Source organism: Bifidobacterium sp. LH_230 (genome assembly GCF_056357555.1).
This window is the reverse complement of sequence record NZ_JBKEWJ010000003.1, coordinates 26,271-44,686: the sequence shown is the minus strand read 5'-3', so window position 1 is coordinate 44,686 and position 18,416 is coordinate 26,271. Positions and strand designations below refer to the sequence as shown.

The following is an 18,416-nucleotide window of genomic DNA, read 5'->3' as shown; positions in this document are numbered from 1 at the left end:
CCGAAACCACCTTCGCATGCTGATGCATGCTCACCTCAACTAAGGACAGCCCACCGGGCTGTCCTTTTTACGTTTCGGCCTTCGCGGCAAGCCGCTCACTTCGCCTACGGGAAGCCCACTGGGCTTCCCGCTTAACGGCTCAGCGTTCGAGGACTGATCTCTATTCCTCGGCCCCTCGGTTGAGGGCCGAGCCGTGAAGCAAACGCCGGCGGTGTTTGTAGGCGAGGTGCGAGCGACAGCGAGCCAGTCGGGCGCGGCCGCCCCTTGTGTTACCGGAGATCAGCGGCTGTACTGTTTGCGCACAGCCTCGCCACTGATGTTCATGAGTTTGCCGATGGCGTTCCACGATTCGCCGCGACGCCGCAGCTCATCCACGATGATGCGGGTCTGCCGCTTGTTTTCCCGCTCGAAGATCTGTTTCTGGTAGACGAGTCGTTTAAGTCGCGCCCCGGGATTCGGATCGTCGGAGATGTCGGTCGGTTCGGGATACTCCGTCGTCTCCATATCCGCGCTGATTCGTTCGCCGAGTCGCTCGTAGTATGCCCGGTCGAACCGCGCGTCGTCGTTACGTTCGTTGATGCGTGTCTGCTTTCCCATATTCACCTCCGAATCGTGTTCCAATACCGTATCTGATAGCTATGTCGCGCCGGCATGGCATGACAGATCATGATCCTGCCGGTGTCGACTCCGTACGGAGCCTCGAAGTAGCTGATCTCGTAGAGTCGTGCCTTGCGGATCGGGGCCGACCACCATGTAGGTCGGCGGGTCCCGATCGGTGTTCACTCCCGCATCCTCGCCGTGCGTGTACGCATGCAGTATGACGTCATCTGGAACAGGAGGGACGGTGATTCCCCTGAACAGATGCGATTTGCGTGCACTGTTGAGAATGATCGGTTCATCATCAGTATAGTTCATGTCGCAACCTTGGTTGTCGTTGGGTAGTGCGGAGAATGGTGACGTGCGTCATTGCTGCTCCTTTGTCGGCGTTTTTGTTGTTGCGCTGAGCGTAGGACATCGTGGGAATGAGCGCAATGCAAACCGGGGTATGTGGTCGAACGGTTGTGTGATGCGGCGTGTTGCGTCCGGGGATGGTGCGGATTGTGGATAAGTAGGGCGATGGACGGGCGACGTTATGAGAAGCTACTCTTGAGTGCTCTCCGTGCCTATGTTCACATCGCATCAAATTTTGTGCGATTTTGGTAGAACGTGGTTGAAAATGTTTCATCGGTGATATACTGGATACCGGAGCCGGGACGATGCGGCGACGCCGTGAACACGGCGCTGCGACGTGCCGTCGCAGGCGTTCCGCAAGTCCCGACATGGATACAAGGAGACTATCATGACGACCATTCTGGTCACCGGCGGTGCCGGATACATCGGTTCGCACACCGACGTCGAACTGCTTGAGCAGGGCTACGACGTCGTCTGCGTCGACAACTACTGCAACTCCTCCCCGAAGTCGCTCGAGCGCGTCGAGGAGATCACCGGCAAGAAGGTCAAGGCCTACGAGGGCGACGTGCGCGACGAGGCCCTCATGGACAAGGTCTTCACTGAGAACAAGATCGACTGGGTCATCCACTTCGCATCCCTCAAGTCGGTCGGCGAGTCCGTCGCCAAGCCGATCGAGTACTACGACAACAACCTCAACAGCACCATCGCGCTGCTCAAGGTCATGCGCAAGCACGACGTGAAGAAGATCATCTTCTCCTCGTCCGCCACCGTGTACGGCACCCCGAAGGAACTGCCGATCACCGAGGAAACCCCGACCGGCGGCACCACCAACCCGTACGGCACCACCAAGCTGTTCGAGGAGCAGATCTTGCGCGACGTGCACGTTGCCGACGACTCGTGGACCGTTGTCATCCTGCGCTACTTCAACCCGGTCGGCGCGCATCCGTCCGGACTCATCGGCGAGGACCCGAAGGGCATCCCGGCCAACCTCACCCCGTACGTCGCCAAGGTCGCCATCGGCGAGCTCGAGGCCGTGCAGGTCATGGGCGACGACTACGACACCCCCGACGGCACCGGCGTGCGTGACTACATCCACGTCGTCGACCTCGCCAAGGGCCACGTCGCGGTCATCGGCAAGATCGACAAGCCGGGTGTGTTCACCTACAACCTCGGCACCGGCCATGGCTACTCCGTGCTGCAGGTCATCAAGGCGTACGAGAAGGCCGCCGGCCACGAGATCCCGTACGTGATCGTGCCGCGCCGCCCCGGCGACATCGCCGCGTGCTACGCCGACTCGTCCAAGGCCGAGCGCGAGCTGGGCTGGAAGGCCGAGCTGGGCATCGACGACATGGCCGCGTCCTCGATGAACTGGCAGACCAAGAACCCGAACGGCTACCGCGACGCCGAGTGACAACGCGTCCGGCCGCATAGCCGATCGCTGACGGGCTTGTGCCGCCCCGGTGGGTCGGCTGGTGCGGTTGCATCCGTCCGTGGAATACATAACGCCCTGCGCTGGGATTATTCCCAGCGCAGGGCGTTTTTTCGTATGTGCTTGCGGGCGGCCGTGAGACGGATCACGGGAAATTCCGGTGATTCGCCCCGCTGAGAGTCGGTTTTGCGGGGCAATTTACTGATAGGCCCGGCGGCCAGCCTCGCTGCGGGTCTGCTGACGGGGCGGATTACTGATGATTTCGGTGATGTGCCTCGCTGAGACTCGATGTTGCGGGGCGGATCATTGATAATTCCAGCGGTTTGTCTCGCTGGGAGTCGGTGTTGCGGGGCAATTCGCTGATGGAGTCGGCGATGTGCCTCGCTAGGGCTGGTTTGTGCGGGGCGGATCGGTGATGAGATCAGGGTGCCGCCTCGATGCGGCGGGATGAGTGAGCTGCGATGCCGTGGGAATGTCGTGGTGTGAGAGTGAACTGATGCACGGAAGGATGATCAAAAGTATTCGAATATGATTATTTGTGATTGAAGGTGCGCAAATGACGATATATCGTGACGCCAAGCCCGAGGAAACCGACGAGATCGTGGATCTCATCAACTACGCGTTCGGCATGCAGGCCCAGAAGACCCTCGCTAAAGCCTATGCGGAAAGCGGCGCGACGCTCGCATCCCGGCACAAGGTCGCCGTGGACGAGACGACCGGACGCATCATCGCATCGGTCGGCGTCTACCCGCAGACCATGTTCGTAGGCGGCAAGCGGCTCAACGCCATGTTCCTCGGCTGCGTATGCGTGCACCCGCGCCGCCGCGGCGAAGGCCACATGGGCAAGCTCATCGAAATGTGGCACGACGAACTGCGCGCCAAAGGCAACACCGACCTGATGGTGCTGTGGGGTCTGCGCCACCGCTACGCGCACTTCGGCTACACGCCTTGCGGCTACGACTACACCTACTCGGTCAACCAATCCTGCGCCAAGCACGCGCTCGCCGCAACCGACGCGAACGGCATCACCTTCCGCACGCTGTTCACGCGGGACGGCGACGCGCAGCTCGCCGACCGGCTCAACCGCGCACGTTTGGTGTATGCCGAACGCCCGTTGCCCGTCATCGATCGAATCTGCACCTATCTGAACAGCGAGGCGATCGCGATCGACCGCGACGGCCAGTCGATCGGCTATCTCATCCGTGCGCTCGCCGACCCGAGTGTCGTGCGCGAGATCGCGTTGACCGATCCGGCCGACGCGCCGGCCGTCGCCAAGGCGTACCTCGCCTCGCTCGCCGTCTGCCGCAAGGACGCGTTCACCGTGCGTGTCTCGCCGACCGACGCCGCGATCAACGAGCAATTCGCCACGTTCGGCGAGAACACGACGATCGGATGCCTGTGCCGGTGCAACGTCTTCGATTACGCGACGGTGATCGACGCCTACCTGTCGGCCGCTGCGCGCCTGTGGCGGCTTGAGCCGGGCCGGTTCAGCGCCGTGCTCGACGGTCAGCCGGTCACCGTCACCGTGCATGATCTCGAGGCGGATGATAACGGTCGCATGATCGCCGGGAATGATTCCGGCCGTGCGAGCGTTCGTCAGTCCGTCGCGGTCGAGCGCATCGCCGATCCGGATGCGCCGCATCTGTCTCATATGGACGCGCAGGATCTGCTGCTCGGCCTTGGCGCGCGCTTCCGCCGTGATCTGCCGGTCGCGCCGGCCGGTTGGTTCCCGCTGCCGATGTGCTGGTACTGGCCTGATCTCAACTGACCGATCGGCGCGTGCGCCGGCGACAGTTGCATTGCAATGCCGGTAGACGGGAACGTGACGATCAACTGACCGCCGCGCTCCCGCCGACGGCAGCACAAAGTGATCAAAAGTGATAAAAAGAGATTATTTCGGACTGTCGCGTGATTGGATGTGTATAATAGTGATCGTTTAGAGGTTGCGATGCGATCACAGTGATCGAATCGTGGTTATCGCACAACAACACGAGGGAGTGATCCTCATGACTGAGGCCCGTAATCCATTCGCATACGAATACTGGACGCGCACGACCGGTGATCTGACCGATCGTCGCAAGCCGATCGCAACGCCGGTGATCGAAAATGATCATAACGGTGCGCAAACCGTCGTCATCGACCCGACCCGCCGTTATCAGTACTGGGAAGGCTGCGGCGCGGCTATCACCGACTCGTCCGCATCCCTGTTCATGCAGTCGATGACCGCCGAACAGCGCCACGCGATCCTCGCCGAAATGTTCGATCCCGAACAGGGCGGCTTCTCGTCCGTGCGCATCTCCATCGGCGCATGCGACTTCTCCAGCCAGAAGTACTACTCCTACGACGACCTGCCGGAAGGCGTCGTCGCCGACGCCGGCCTCAACTACTTCTCCATCGGCGAAGGCGAACCGGGCGCGCCCGACGCGACCAAGGACTTGAAGAACGTCATCCCCGTCCTGCAGGAGATCGTTGCGATCAACCCGGCCGTCAAGATCATGGCCTCCCCGTGGTCCGCGCCCGCATGGATGAAGACCTCCAACCGACTCGACGGCTCCGGCCGTCTGCGCCTCGGCGAATTCGTCGGCAACGGCTACCGCTACCAGGACACCATCGACTACGTGTACGCGCAGTACTTCGTCAAGTTCATCGCCGCATACGCGAAGTACGGCATCCGCATCACGTCCGTCACCATGCAGAACGAGCCGAGCAACGGCTGCCCGTGGCCGATCACCGTGTGGACGCCCGAAGAGCTCGCCAAGTGGGGCAGCGAATACCTGCGCCCGGCCCTCGACCGCACCTTCCCGGACGTCGAGATCTACTTCGGCGACGACTCCCTGCGCTTCTACCAGCGTCCGGTGAGCGAATACATGACCCCCGCGCAGGCCAACGCGTTCGCCGGCGCCGCGTTCCACACCTACTCCGGTCTGCCCGAGTGGATCCACAACGGCACCCGCCAGTTCCCGCAGTGGAAGGCCGCGATGACCGAACGCCGCTGCATGCTCGACGAAACCGTCGACGAGGCCAGCCACGTCATGTTCGGCGAGATCGGCACCTGGCTCGTACGCAACGGCATCGGCCTGATCAACCTGTGGAACATGGCGCTCGACGAGCAGGGCTTCCCGAGCTGGGCCGGCACGTCCGGCCGCCGCGGCGTCATCACCATCGACTCGTCCACCGGCAAGGTCAAGCGCAACCTCGAGTACTTCATGCTGCGCAACTACGGCCAGGACGTCACCGTCGGCTCGCAGCGCGTCGCCTCCACCAACCGCACGCCGGATGGCCGCCACGGCGGGCTCGGCTCGGTCGCGTTCGTCAACGATTCGACCGGCGATCTCGCGGCGATCCTGTACAACCCGACGGGCGAGGACATCGAGGCCGCGGTGACGATCAACGGCGAGGGCGCGCGCTGGCAGCGCGTCACGGTTCCGGCGTACGGCACCGTGAGCCTGCACAAGTCGCAGCACCCGGTCAACGAGTCCGAGGCCCCGGCCGACGACGAGTTCAAGATCACCTACACGCCGCACCCGGCCGACGACCACGACGAGACGCTGTTCTGAGTGATCTAGGCTTGTTGCCCCGTTGACGCATGCGCGCCAGCGGGGCGTTTCTCATATATGCCCGGGAGTTGCCCCGCTGAGTGGCATGTTCGCGGGGTGATTCTCGGAATCATCGGAGATTCGCCTCGCCGGGAGTGCTGTGAGCGGGGCGATTCTTGAAACTATCGGGGATTCGCCCCGCTGGGCGGTGTGGTTGCGGGGCGAATATTGAAGCCATCAGAGGGTTGCCCCGCTGGGAGTGCTGTGAGCGGGGCAAGGCGGCGGAATTATCTTGGAATAGCCTCGCGGGAGGTTCACGAAGCGGGGTGGAACGGCAAAATCGTCCCAGAACCGCCCCGCGCTTGCGACCGCCAGCCCGTTCACCGCGCGATGCCGATGCTGTCGCGCTCCACGAAATGCGAGTCGAACATGATCGGCCGCCGGTTGTGCGGATCGTTGATGTGCCGCACCGCCGCAAGCACCTCCTCGACCGCTGTCTCGCCGGCCCGGTATCGCGCCAGATGCACGGTCGACAGCGTCGGCGTCACAAGCGCGCCCAGCTGGATGTCGTCGATGCCGACCACCGACACATCGCCCGGCACCGCGATGCGCCGCGCCTGCAGCGAGGTGATGAATCCGATCGCCATGATGTCGTTGTAGGCGAGTACCGCGCTCGTCGGATTGCGCACGAACGCCTCGCCGCACAGGAATCCGCCGTGGAACGTCGGTTCGCTCGCGCCGATGCGCCGCACGCGCACGCCGTGCCGCCCGCAGATCGCCGTCAGCGTGCGCCACCGCACGCCGTCCTGCCACGACGATTCCGGTCCGGCCAGATATGACAACGATTCGTGGCCGAGCTGCGCGAGCCGGGCGATCGCCTGTTCCATGCCGGCCGTCGGGTCCGCGATCACCGACTGGATGCCCTGGATCGACCGGTTGATCGCGACGAGCGGCTTGATTTCCGCGAGTTTGCGGATGCCGGCGTCCGATAGTCGCGACGAGGCGAGGATGATCCCGTCGATATGTTTGCTGGCCGACTGCAGCGCGGCCTTTTCGAGCTTGTCCGTCTCCTCAGAGTCGATGACCATCAGACCGTAGCCGTTGCGCAGACATTGGTGCTGGGCGCTGCGCGTGTAATCGGCGTACACCGGGTTGCGCAGATCGGCCACGACGATCGCGAGCAGGCCGTTCGGCTCGCCGTCTGTCGCGGCGGTTTGCGCGGTGATCGTGCCGGCCCGGTAGCCCAGTCGTTCCGCCACTTCGCGAATGTGCGCGGTCGTTTCCGCGCTGACCCGGCCCGGCCGTGCGAACGCGCGCGAGACGGTCGACGGCGCAACGCCCGCCGCCTCGGCCACGTCACGAATCGTCACGCGGACGGTGCGGTGCCGGCTGGGGGAGGGGTGGTGGACGGTCTCCTGCGTTGGCTGGTGCGTTGATTCGCGCGTGGTGTCGTCGTTGCTCATGGATGCTCGTTCCTCCGACGTTGGATGGTGGTCTGATCGCTGCTGTTCAGATACATCGTACTGCCGATGACGGCTGTTTGTTGCCATATGTTGCCATGTGTTGCGTGATATTTCAGATAGAAGCTGGGGATGCTATCCAATATGTCACGCGAACAAGCTTGCTTGCGTGATGTTCTGGGCGAGTAGAAAGGAGTTGCTAGCAGAAATATCACGCAGAGGGGTTGTGTTGCGTGATGTTTTGGATAGTGGATGGTAGTTGTTGGCAGAAATGTCACGCAGGTGAGTCTGTTTGCGTGATGTTGGGGATAGGAAGTGGGGGTTGTTGGCAGAAATGTCACGCAAAGGGGTTGTTTCGCGTGATGTTTTGGATAGTGGAGGGCAGATGCTAGCAGAAATGTCACGCGGGAGGGATGGTGTGATGCGGCTGCGGCGGCAAACTGTGGCAACAAATGGGCGGTTTGTTGCCACGGTGGGATTATGGAGCCATGACTCAACCAGTGCAGTTTGATTTGAATCCCGATCGTCTGCTTCCTCCCGAACAGCCCACGCGCGACATCGCCCGCACGCTGTACGAATCGGTGAAGGATCTGCCGATCATCTCCCCGCACGGCCACGTGCCGATCAGCTGGTTCGCCGAAGAACAGCACTTCTCCGACCCGACCAGCCTGTTCATCACGCCCGACCACTACGTGACCCGCGTGCTGCACACCTGCGGCGAAAGCCTCGCCGACCTCGGCGTCAACCAGCAGGACTTCACCCCCGAACAGGCGCGCAACGCGTTCCTGCTGCTCGGCAAGCACTGGGCCGCGTTCGCCGGCACGCCGATGCGCTACTGGTTCGAGGATTCGCTGCGCAACGTCTTCGGCATCACCAAGCAGTTCGGCCCCGAAACGGCCGGCGAGATCTACGACGAACTCAACGCGCTGCTCGCCACCGACGACTTCACGACCCGCAAGCTCGTCAAGAAGTTCAACATCAGCTTCATCTCCACCACCGACGACCCGGTCGACGACCTGCACCTGCACGATCAGGTCGCGGCCGACAAGGAGTTCGGCGTACGCGTCGCCCCGTGCTTCCGCCCGGACAAGTACCTCGAGCCGGCGCGCGTCGACTGGCCGGAACTCGTCGCCGCGCTCGGCAAGGCGGCCGGCGTGGACACCTCCACGTATGACGGCTACTACGAGGCCATGCGCCGCCGTCGCCTGTACTTCAAGGAGCACGGCGCGGTCGCGTCCGATCACTCGCACGCCGATGCCGGCACCGAGCGACTGACCGACGCCAAGGCCCGCGAACTGTACACGCAGGCGCTCAAGGGCTCGATCAGCGCGGAAGACGCGACCCGTCTGCGTCGCCACTTCGTCAACGACCAGGCCCGTCTCGCCCAGTCCGACGGTCTGACGATGACCATCCACCCGGCCGTCTACCGCAACTACGACTACCGCAACTTCGTCGACTTCGGTGCGGACACCGGCGCAGACATCCCCGACAAAGTCGACTTCGCGGCCGGTCTGCGCCCGCTGCTCAACGAGTACGGCAACAACCCGGACTTCCACTTCGTCGCATTCACGATGGACGAAACCGAATACTCCCGCTCGCTCGGGCCCCTCGCCGGCTTCTACCCAGCGCTGTACGTTGGCGCCCCGTGGTGGTTCATCGACGCTCCCGAGCCGATCCTGCGCTACTTCCAGGCGGTCGTGACCGCAGCCGGATTCACCAAGCTGTCCGGCTTCATCGACGACACGCGCGCGCTGTGCTCGATCCCGGCCCGCCACGACATGAACCGCCGCCTCACTTCGCGGTTCGTGGCCACGCTGGTCGCCGACCACCGCCTCAGCCTCGACGAGGGCTTGCAGATCGTGCACGACGCGGTCTCAGCCCAGCCCGCCAAGGTGTTCAAGCTGTAAATTCCGCCCTCCTTGGCTCCCCTTGTCAGGGGAGCTGGCAGCGAAGCTGACTGAGGGGTAATCACACTCCTTGAACTGGTTGAGTGTACGCTCCCTCAGTCTCGCTGCGCGAGCCAGCTCCCTCAGCCGAGGGAGCCTAGGACATCGAACCAAAGGACCAACATCATGACCGAAGCAACATACACGTCCAAGCCGCGGCTCAACCGCGCCGAGCACGGCCGCAAGGCCGCGCCCGAGCGCATCCTGCACCTCGGCATCGGCAACTTCACCCGCGCCCACCAGGCGTTCTACACCGAGCACGCGCCCGACGCCGCCGATTGGGGCATCGCTGCGTTCACCGGCCGCGCCGGCGACAACGTCATGCTCGACGCGCTCGCCCCGCAGGACAACGTCTACACGCTCATCGTCACCAACCAGGACGGCGACCACTTCGAAGTCATCTCCTCCGTCTCGTCCATCCACTCCGCCGACGACATCGCCGCGCTGCGCCGCTACTTCGCCGATCCGAACATCGCGATCGTCACCTCCACCGTCACCGAGGCCGGCTACATGCGCGACCGCAACGGCGACCTCGACGTCGCCAACCCGGCCGTCGCCGCCGATCTCGCCGCGCTCAAGGCCGACCACGAAACAGACGAACTGACCACGATCCCCGCCAAGGTGACCGCCGGCCTGCTCGCCCGTCGTGCCGCCAACGCCGGCGCGATCACGATCCTGCCGTGCGACAACCTCGCCGGCAACGGCGCCGCCTTCCGCAAGGTCGTCGAACAGGCCATCACCGCCGTCGACCCGACCCTGCTCGACTGGGCCAACGAAAACGTCGCATGGGCCACCTCGATGGTCGACCGTATCACGCCGCGCACCACCGACGCCGACCGCCAGACCGTCGCCGACGAACTCGGCTGGTACGACGAGTTCCCGGTGCGCACCGAGCCGTTCATCGAATGGGTCATCCAGGGCGACTTCCCGAAGGGACGCCCGGCCTGGGACAAGGTCGGCGCGGTCATCACCGACGACGTGACCCCGTACGAGCACCGCAAGCTGTGGCTGCTCAACGGCGCGCACACGTCGATGGCGTACATCGGCACGCTGCTCGGACTCGGCACCGTCGGCGAGGCGATCGCCGACCCGACCGTGAACGCGTGGGTCAACGAATGGTGGGATCTGGCCAGCGGATACCTGACCATCTCCACCGACGACTATCGCGCCAAGTTGATCGAGCGCTTCTCCAACCCGCGCATGCACGACAGCCTGCTGCGCATCGCGGCCGACGGCTCGCAGAAGCTGCCGGTGCGCATCGCGCCGGTCGCCAAGAAGGCGTTGGCCGACGGTAAGTCGATCGCTCCGGCCGCGCGTGCGGTCGCCGCGTGGATTATGTTCCTGCGTGCGCACGGCGAGACCGACGCGCAGGACGCGTACCTCGACGACGTGCTGCCGCTGGCCAAGGCCGACGGTCCGGACGCGACGCGCAACGTCGTGGCCTACCTCGACAAGGAGCTGGCGACCTCCGACGAGTTCGTCAAGGCCGTCGACGAGCAGAAGGAGGCGCTGGAGGCAGAAGCCGCCAAGCGCAAGTAGTCACATGTCAGGGGTCTCTCGGCTCCCCTTGTCAGGGGAGCTGGCATGCGCAGCATGACTAAGGGGTAGTCAGAGTTTTGAACGTTTCAGCTTCACGCTCCCCCAGTCAGCTTCGCTGACAGCCCCCTCAACCGAGGGGGCCGAGATCGCACAACACCGAACTTCCCATGAGGACTGATCCATCAATCGTCATCCTCAAGAAAAGAAAATGAAAGGAACCAACCACCATGGCAATCGAAAAAGCCGAAGTCTTCGTCACCAGCCCTGGCCGTAACTTCGTCGTCTTCCGCATCACCACCACCGACGGCGTCGTCGGCCTCGGCGACGCGACCCTCAACGGCCGCGAGCTCGTCGCTGCGGAGTATCTCAAGACCATCGCCCCGTCGCTGATCGGCAAGGACGAGGACAACATCGAGGACATCTGGCAGTACCTGTACAAGGGCGCCTACTGGAAGCGCGGCCCGGTCACCATGGCCGCCATCTCCGCCGTCGACGTCGCCCTGTGGGACATCAAGGCCAAGAAGGCCGGCGTGCCGGTCTACCAGCTGCTCGGCGGCGCCTCGCGCACCGGCATCCTGACCTACGCGCACGCTTCCGGCGTTGACCTGCCGAGCCTGTACGACAGCATCGACATGTACCGCGAGATGGGCTTCAAGGCCACCCGCATCCAGTACGCGCTGCCGGGCATCCCGTCCACCTACGGCGTCGCCGCCTCCGCCAACGCCCAGCAGGGCGAGGGCGAGAAGGGCGTGCGCTACGACTACGAGCCGGCCCGCCGCACCACCGTCCCGGTCGAGGAGGTGTGGGACGCCCGCACCTACCTCAACACCATCCCGGGCGTGTTCGAGGAAGTGCGTAACAAGTACGGCAAGGACCTGATCCTGCTGCACGACTCCCACCACCGTCTGCGCCCGATCGAGGCCGCCCGCTTCGGCAAGCTGCTCGAGCCGTACGACCTGTTCTGGATGGAGGACACCACTCCGGCCGAGGAGAACCAGCAGTACCTGCGCATCGTGCGCGAGCACACCACCACCCCGATCGCGATCGGCGAGATCATCAACTCCTGGTCCGACTACATCACGCTGATCGAGGAGCAGCTCATCGACTACGTGCGCTCCGCCGTCACCCACACCGGTGGCCTGACCCACATGAAGAAGCTCATGGCCTTCGCCGAGCTGTTCGGCGTGCGCTCCGGCTTCCACGGCCCGACCGACGTCTCCCCGGTCGGCATGGCCGCGAACCTGCACCTCGACCTCGCGATCCCGAACTTCGGCATCCAGGAGTACATGAAGCACTCCGACGAGACGCTCGAGGTGTTCCACACCTCCTACACCTTCAAGGACGGCTACCTGCACCCGGGCAACAAGCCGGGTCTGGGCGTCGACTTCGACGAGAAGCTCGCCGCGAAGTACCCGTACCAGCCGGCCCCGCTGCCGGTCGACCGTCTGCTCGACGGCACCATGCACGAGTGGTGATCGCGCCTTTGCCCGCGGCGGCCGTTGCGTGAAACACTCGCGCCGGCCGTACGGGCGATGACGATTGCCGCCAGCTCCAGCTGACCTCGGCTGGGCGAAGCCAAACAGGCAGGCTCCGCCCAGCCGTTTTTTGTGTGACGGATGCGTGCGGCCTCTCTGAACCTCTTTGCCGGATCGTGAGTTTGACGATCGAGAGGCTAAAACGGGTGTTTGTCGAGGTCAGTTTGACGATCGAGAGGCTATCATCCGTGTAAAAACGCCTCGCGCCGACGTCATAACGCCGTTGAGGCGGGGTGGACGCGCAAAGGATAGCCTCTCGATCGTCAAACCGACCCTGACGCAAGGCGAATTTAGCCTCTCGATCGTTGAACCGCCGTAATTTTCATCAAAGGATTTCCTTTCCAATGACCAATGCAACAACCAATGAACCCGAATCCCTGTTTGATCGGCCGGTCGACATCAACCTGCGCGCGACCGATGTGGCCGCCGCCGCACAGAGCCGCAACGGCCTGACCTACAAGGGCTTCGGCGTGCTCTCGGGCAACGCCACGTCGGCGCTGCTTATGGACTACAAGGCCGAGCACCCGGACGTGTACTGGACGCTCGTGCGCACGCTGTACGGCGGCCCGCGCCCGATGATGAACACCGTCAAGATCGAAATGGGCAACGACCGCAACAACTCGACCGGCCCGAACGTCGCCACGATGCGCGACGCGGACGAATACCCGCAGGTGCGCCGCGAACCCGGCTTCCAGCTCGCCGCCGACGCCCGCCGCTACCAGCCCGGCGTGCATGTGAGCATCCTGCGCTGGCACGCCCCGACCTGGGTGCATGACAACGACGACGTGTACCGCTGGTACAAGAACACGATCCTCGCCGCCTACCGCGAGTACGGCGTGATGGTCGACTCCGTGAACCCGGACGTGAACGAGCGCACCGCCGACCTCGACTGGGTGGCCGAATTCGCCGAGCGCGTGCATACGGACACCGACGGCTTCCTCGGCAACGGGCCGGACGATCCGAACGCCGGATTCCGTTCCGACACCGAGCGCGACCTGTTCCATGCGATCAAGGTCATCACGTCCGACGAGGAGACGACCGGCACCTTCGGTGGCGACGTGATCGCGACCCCGCGCTACCTCAAGGCGATGGACGTGGCGTCGTACCACTACTCCGTCGAGGACGACAAAGACGGCAACTTCACGCGCCTCGCCGACGAATACGACAAGGAGATCTGGAATTCCGAGGCGCAGGCCGTGTTCTCGAACTCCGCCGACCGTCCGAACAATACGATGGACGATGGGCTGGGGGAGCGCACCGGAACCGGCATCGGCGGCATCGGCGGTCCGCTGGAGATGGCAAACACGCTCATCAAGGGATTCGTCGAATCGCGCCGCACGGCCGCGTTCTACCAGCCGGCGATCGGCTCGTGCTACGAGCACATGGAATACGCGTCAAAGGAGCTGATCTCCGCGCGCGACCCGTGGAGCGGCTGGATGTACTACGATGCCGGATGCGTCGTACTCGAGCATTTCGCCCGCTTCGCGAACCTCGGCTATGACCCTGCCGTGACGTGGCGCGCCATCCCGCAGGCCAGCGACAGCAAGGTCGGCGGCAACAACCCGGTGTCCGGCGCGCGCCACGGCGAGCCGAGCTACCTCACCCTCGCCGCCCCCGACGGCGCCGACACGAGCGTCGTCATCGTCAACGACAGCTCCCTGACCAAGACCTATCACCTCGCCATCGATCCCGCGCTGCCCGCCGCCGGCAAGCCGCTGACGATCTGGCAAACCCGCGCCGCCGATGATGGCCAGCCGTACGACGCGAACTGGCGCAAGCCCGTCGCCATCCTGCGCCCGACTGAAGCCGGAAACGATGCCGCCGTATACGAGATCGCCGTCGAACCGTGGAGCATGATCACCGCGACCACGCTCGACTCGGCAACCCCCGACCCCGAGAACAACGGCACGCTCGCGCCCAAGCCCGAGTTCGCGTACGACCTGCCTCACACGGCCGAAAACAGCCGCGCCGTGCTCGACGTCGACCCCGCGAACGGCGTGCTGTACGCCGACGATTTCGCGTACGCCGACGCCCAGCCGGTCGACGTGTACAAGTTCGATCAGCTGGTTTCCGAGGACTACCTGACCTCGCGCGGCGGCGACCACGGTGCGACCCCGCGCTACACGACCGACACGAACGGCGCGTTCGAGATCGTCCCCGACGACGAGCGCGGCCATGTGCTGCGCCAGCAGATCGACTGGACTCACGCCGGCAACGCCTGGATCGAAGGCGACCCGCGCACCGCGATCGGCGACATGCGCTGGACGAACTACCGCGTGACGGTCGACGTGAAGTTCGAGGACTATCCGGGCCGCGCGCCGTACGCGCTGGTCGGCGCCCGCGAGATGGGCGGCAACAAGTTCACCACCGACATCTGCGGCGTCGACTTCAAGATCCGCGCCGACGGCGTGTGGCTCCTGCGCAACTTCGGCAACGAGGTGCGCCGCGGCCATCTCGAGGACCTGAAGAAGCGGGCCGCCGAGACCGGCACGTGTCCGTTCGCGCCCGGCGCGAACCAGTGGAACACGATCGCGCTCGAGGTCGCCGGCACCACCGCCACCGTGTTCGTCAACGGCGCGAAGATCACCACATGGTCCGACCCCGCGCTGCAGTCGGCCGGCCGCGTGAACCTTGGCACGAGCTTCGACCACGTGCGCTTCGCGAACCTGCGCGTCGAACGCGTGGAGAGCGCCTCGCCGTACTGCACGCAGCTCATCGACGACATGCACATGACCTCGTGGGACGACTCCTCGCGTCAGATCCTGCACTACGAGGGTCCGTGGACGCACGACAACGGCCAGGGCATGTTCACCTACATGCGCACGATCTCGCGCGCCGACATGCCCGGCGCGTCCGTGTCGCTCGACTTCGACGGCACCGGCGTGCACCTGTTCGGCCCGAGCGACGGCCGCGCCCGCCTCGACGTGTTCGTGGACGGCCACATGCTGCACGACGCCGAGCCGACGTTCGCCACGAACGGCTCGCTACGCTGCCAGATGCGCGTGGAGGGGCTGAAACCCGGCCATCACACGGTCACGTTCCGCACCGCGAACACCGCCGACTTCGCGCTCGACGCGATCGGCGTCCTCGCCTGAGCCGGCCGGTCGCCCGGCGCGCCCAGCCGATCCCCAGTTTGCCGACTATACTCAGGAACATTGCATAGGGGAGGTCCTGACATGGTTGATGACGACAAACTGGGGAGCGCTGGAGCCGCGAGCGACGACACCGCGAACGGCAGCGGCGAAGCGATCCCCGGCATCCTGACCGCCGAACAGCAGGATGCGGTCGCCGCGCTCGCCGCCACGAACAAGTACGCCAAGCAGTCCAAGTGGCAGACGTTCAAGGAACTGCCGAAAGACGAGAAATGGCCGTTCTTCGTCCAGCACTTCCTGCTCGGCACGTCCGCCGCGATCGTCGGCGCCATCGTCGTCATCGCGTTGATCGTCACATTCGTCACGAAGCCGCCGGAGCCGGAACTCGCGGTCGCCGGATTCGATCTGGACGACTACTCCGCTCAACTTGACGAACTCAAGTCCGGTTTCGTCAAGCGGCAGAACATCAGCGACGACCGTCTGGTGACGATCACCGGCACGTACGACATCAGCGGCGACGGCTACACCGACGACTCGGCCAAGGTGATGACGATGGTCACGGCCGGCGACATCAACATGATGATCGCGAACAAGAATACGTTCGCATCGCTGGTTAGCCGCGGCGTGATCGGCAAGGTGAGCGACAGCGAGACCAAGGCGATCATGAACGATCTCGCGCGCTCCGGCGCGCTGGTCGACAAGAAGGGCGAGCCGACCGACGACGTCGCGAAGGCGTACGGCCTCGACCTGTCGAAGTCGAAGACCTGGGCCGCGATCGACGGCCTGCCGGGCGATGCGATCGTTGGCATCAGCAATGTCGTGAACGACACCAACAAGACCCGCGCCCGCGAGTTCCTCGACTATCTCAAGTTCGAGTAGAGACGCTGCCGAGACCCTGTGGAAAGAAGTGCTGACAAGGGCGGTTATGGAGATTCCATAACCGCCCTTAACGTTATGCGAATCTTGTGTTTCCGTTCGTGCGGACCGTAGTGATCCTCACGAGTTTGTAGCGCGACAACGACGGTTTCGTATTGGTTTTCCGTGATTGTGCCGTATGATCGAGTCTTATGTGGTCCAGTTGACGACGGGATAACTTTTCTTGACATCCGCGCATTGTGTCGCATCGCCGCACGGTGCATATTAGATATCGTTAACCCCGAACACAACGAGGTGACGGTGAATCGGTTCGGCGGCATCTGCGTGAGAACCTCGTCGTGGTGTTACGTAGATGTCACCGAGCCGATCCACCGGACGCACGAGGACCGTGCGTCGAGAGCCATATGAATCAAGGGAGAATAAGCAATGAGTCGAGGCAACGTTACCAAGAGGGCCATGGCCGCCATCGCGGCCGTAGGCGCCATGTCCATGATGCTGGCCGGCTGCGGTTCCAACGGCGCCGGCGAGCAGACCAAGGACGGCAAGCCCCTGGTCAAGGTCATGTTCCAGAACGCGACCAATCAGGACGTCAAGACCATGAGCTGGACCAAGGATCTCGAGAAGGCGTGCGGCTGCGTGATCGAGTGGACGCAGGTGTCGGATACGCAGTGGGCGCAGCAGAAGTCCGCGACGCTGTCCGCCGGCAACCCGGCCGATGTGACAATCCGTGGCTACCACCCGTCGGATGCGCAGAAGTACCAGTTCTTCGAGGATCTGTCGGATGATCTCGACAAGATGCCGAACGTCGAGAAGTTCTTCGAGGAGCAGCCGGTCGCCAAGGGCATGGTCACCACGCCCGACGGCAAGATGTACACGCTGCCGCGCTACCAGGGCAAGCTGTACAAGGCGTCCGGCCAGCACCTGTTCATCAACAAGGCGTGGCTCGACAAGCTCGGCCTGCAGGTGCCGAAGACCTGGGACGAGCTGTTCAAGGTGATGGACGCGTTCAAGACGCAGGACCCGAACGGCAACGGCCAGGCCGACGAGATTCCGTACGCGATGCGCAACCTCGACATGACCGGTTTCGGCTGGTGGAGTCCGTTCCTGTTCCTCAACTCGACCGGCGTCGCCACGCAGTTCAACAACAGTCCGTCGCGATTCGGCTTCTACGTCAAGGACGGCAAGGTCAAGAACTTCATGATCGAGCAGGAGTACCGCGACGTGATCGACTTCCTGCACGAGATGATCGAGAAGGGCTACAGCCCGAAGGATTCTCTGACTCAGGACTCGTCCAAGTACTACGCGTCGCTGACCGGTTCGTCGGACGGCAAGACCGCCACCGTGGGCCTCGCGATCACCAACACGGCCTCCGCGTTCGGTGACCTCGCCGACGAATACGAGGCGATCGAATGGCCGGCCTCCGCCGCGGGTGTGACCGCCAAGGCCGACTTCTCGCAGGACGCCGGCGCGTTCGACGACTACGGCGTGGCCGTGTCCGCCGACGCTCCGAACAAGGACGCGATCTACAAGCTCCTCAATGCCCTGTACGACGGCTCCACGAACTCCATCACCCAGCGCTACGGCACCATCGGTGACTGGATCACCAAGGATTCCGACACCGAATACACGATCGACCCGAAGCTGTTCGAGCTGGGCGCGAACGACAAGCAGCCCGCGTTCATGGATCGTTTCGCCGGCTGGATTCCCGATTCCGTCACCATCAAGGGCGACACCTCCGCCGAGCAGCTCAAGGAAGCCGACGACGTGTACGCCGACCAGCTCAAGGCCGTGGGCGACGACTACTTCCCGCTGTCGATCGTGCCGAGCGATGAGGACTCCACCACGCTGTCGAACGACAACGCGAACATCATGGGCGCCGCGCTCGTCCAGTCCGCAAAGTGGATCCAGGACGGCGGCCTGACCGACGACGCGTGGAACTCCTACGTCGAGGGCCTCAAGGGCATGAACATCGAGCAGGATGCCCAGCTGTGGCAGAAGTGGCTCGACGAAGCCAACAAGAAAGACTGATTCGTTTCCTCCTTCCTTTTCCTC

Annotated in this window: 11 protein-coding genes; 9 read left to right on the top strand and 2 right to left on the bottom strand. The window is 63.8% G+C overall.

The features are described from left to right. Positions 1-279 precede the first annotated feature (279 nt). Positions 280-597: a hypothetical protein gene (locus AC1A0G_RS02205; protein ID WP_476527169.1), complete on the bottom strand. Its 318-nt coding sequence runs from the start codon at positions 595-597 to the stop codon at positions 280-282. Between the two features lie 742 nt (positions 598-1,339). On the opposite strand from AC1A0G_RS02205, the gene galE reads away from it, so the two are divergent. From galE to AC1A0G_RS02190, 3 genes are all read left to right on the top strand, one after another. Further along, positions 1,340-2,362, top strand: a complete 1,023-nt coding sequence (galE, locus tag AC1A0G_RS02200; RefSeq protein ID WP_476527167.1) for a UDP-glucose 4-epimerase GalE — start codon at positions 1,340-1,342, stop codon at positions 2,360-2,362. Between the two features lie 574 nt (positions 2,363-2,936). Further along, positions 2,937-4,148 carry a GNAT family N-acetyltransferase gene (locus tag AC1A0G_RS02195; protein ID WP_476527165.1) on the top strand — a complete coding sequence of 404 codons (1,212 nt, stop codon included), beginning with the start codon at positions 2,937-2,939 and terminating at the stop codon, positions 4,146-4,148. A 238-nt stretch (positions 4,149-4,386) separates the two neighbouring features. Then, complete coding sequence (locus AC1A0G_RS02190) at positions 4,387-5,937, top strand: glycoside hydrolase family 30 protein (protein WP_476527164.1); 1,551 nt, start codon at positions 4,387-4,389, stop codon at positions 5,935-5,937. Between the two features lie 359 nt (positions 5,938-6,296). Here the strand turns inward: AC1A0G_RS02190 and AC1A0G_RS02185 are convergent, their stop codons facing one another. After that, positions 6,297-7,379 (bottom strand): LacI family DNA-binding transcriptional regulator, encoded by a 1,083-nt coding sequence (locus AC1A0G_RS02185; protein ID WP_476527162.1) that lies wholly within the window; start codon positions 7,377-7,379, stop codon positions 6,297-6,299. 485 nt (positions 7,380-7,864) lie between these two features. Between AC1A0G_RS02185 and uxaC the strand changes: the two genes are divergently transcribed. The 6 genes from uxaC to AC1A0G_RS02155 all read left to right on the top strand — a co-directional run bounded on the left by uxaC (position 7,865) and on the right by AC1A0G_RS02155 (position 18,392). After that, a complete protein-coding gene (uxaC, locus tag AC1A0G_RS02180; RefSeq protein ID WP_476527161.1) occupies positions 7,865-9,283 on the top strand; it encodes a glucuronate isomerase in 1,419 nt (472 codons plus the stop codon). A 165-nt stretch (positions 9,284-9,448) separates the two neighbouring features. Continuing rightward, positions 9,449-10,861 carry a mannitol dehydrogenase family protein gene (locus AC1A0G_RS02175; protein ID WP_476527159.1) on the top strand — a complete coding sequence of 471 codons (1,413 nt, stop codon included), beginning with the start codon at positions 9,449-9,451 and terminating at the stop codon, positions 10,859-10,861. 227 nt (positions 10,862-11,088) lie between these two features. Continuing rightward, complete coding sequence (manD, locus tag AC1A0G_RS02170; RefSeq protein ID WP_214374027.1) at positions 11,089-12,336, top strand: D-mannonate dehydratase ManD; 1,248 nt, start codon at positions 11,089-11,091, stop codon at positions 12,334-12,336. A gap of 404 nt (positions 12,337-12,740) precedes the next feature. Further along, positions 12,741-15,491 carry a hypothetical protein gene (locus AC1A0G_RS02165; RefSeq protein WP_476527157.1) on the top strand — a complete coding sequence of 917 codons (2,751 nt, stop codon included), beginning with the start codon at positions 12,741-12,743 and terminating at the stop codon, positions 15,489-15,491. Between the two features lie 81 nt (positions 15,492-15,572). After that, positions 15,573-16,367 (top strand): hypothetical protein, encoded by a 795-nt coding sequence (locus tag AC1A0G_RS02160; RefSeq protein ID WP_476527155.1) that lies wholly within the window; start codon positions 15,573-15,575, stop codon positions 16,365-16,367. A gap of 423 nt (positions 16,368-16,790) precedes the next feature. Continuing rightward, positions 16,791-18,392, top strand: coding sequence for a type 2 periplasmic-binding domain-containing protein (locus AC1A0G_RS02155; protein WP_476527153.1), 1,602 nt, complete (start codon positions 16,791-16,793; stop codon positions 18,390-18,392). Positions 18,393-18,416: the final 24 nt, after the last annotated feature.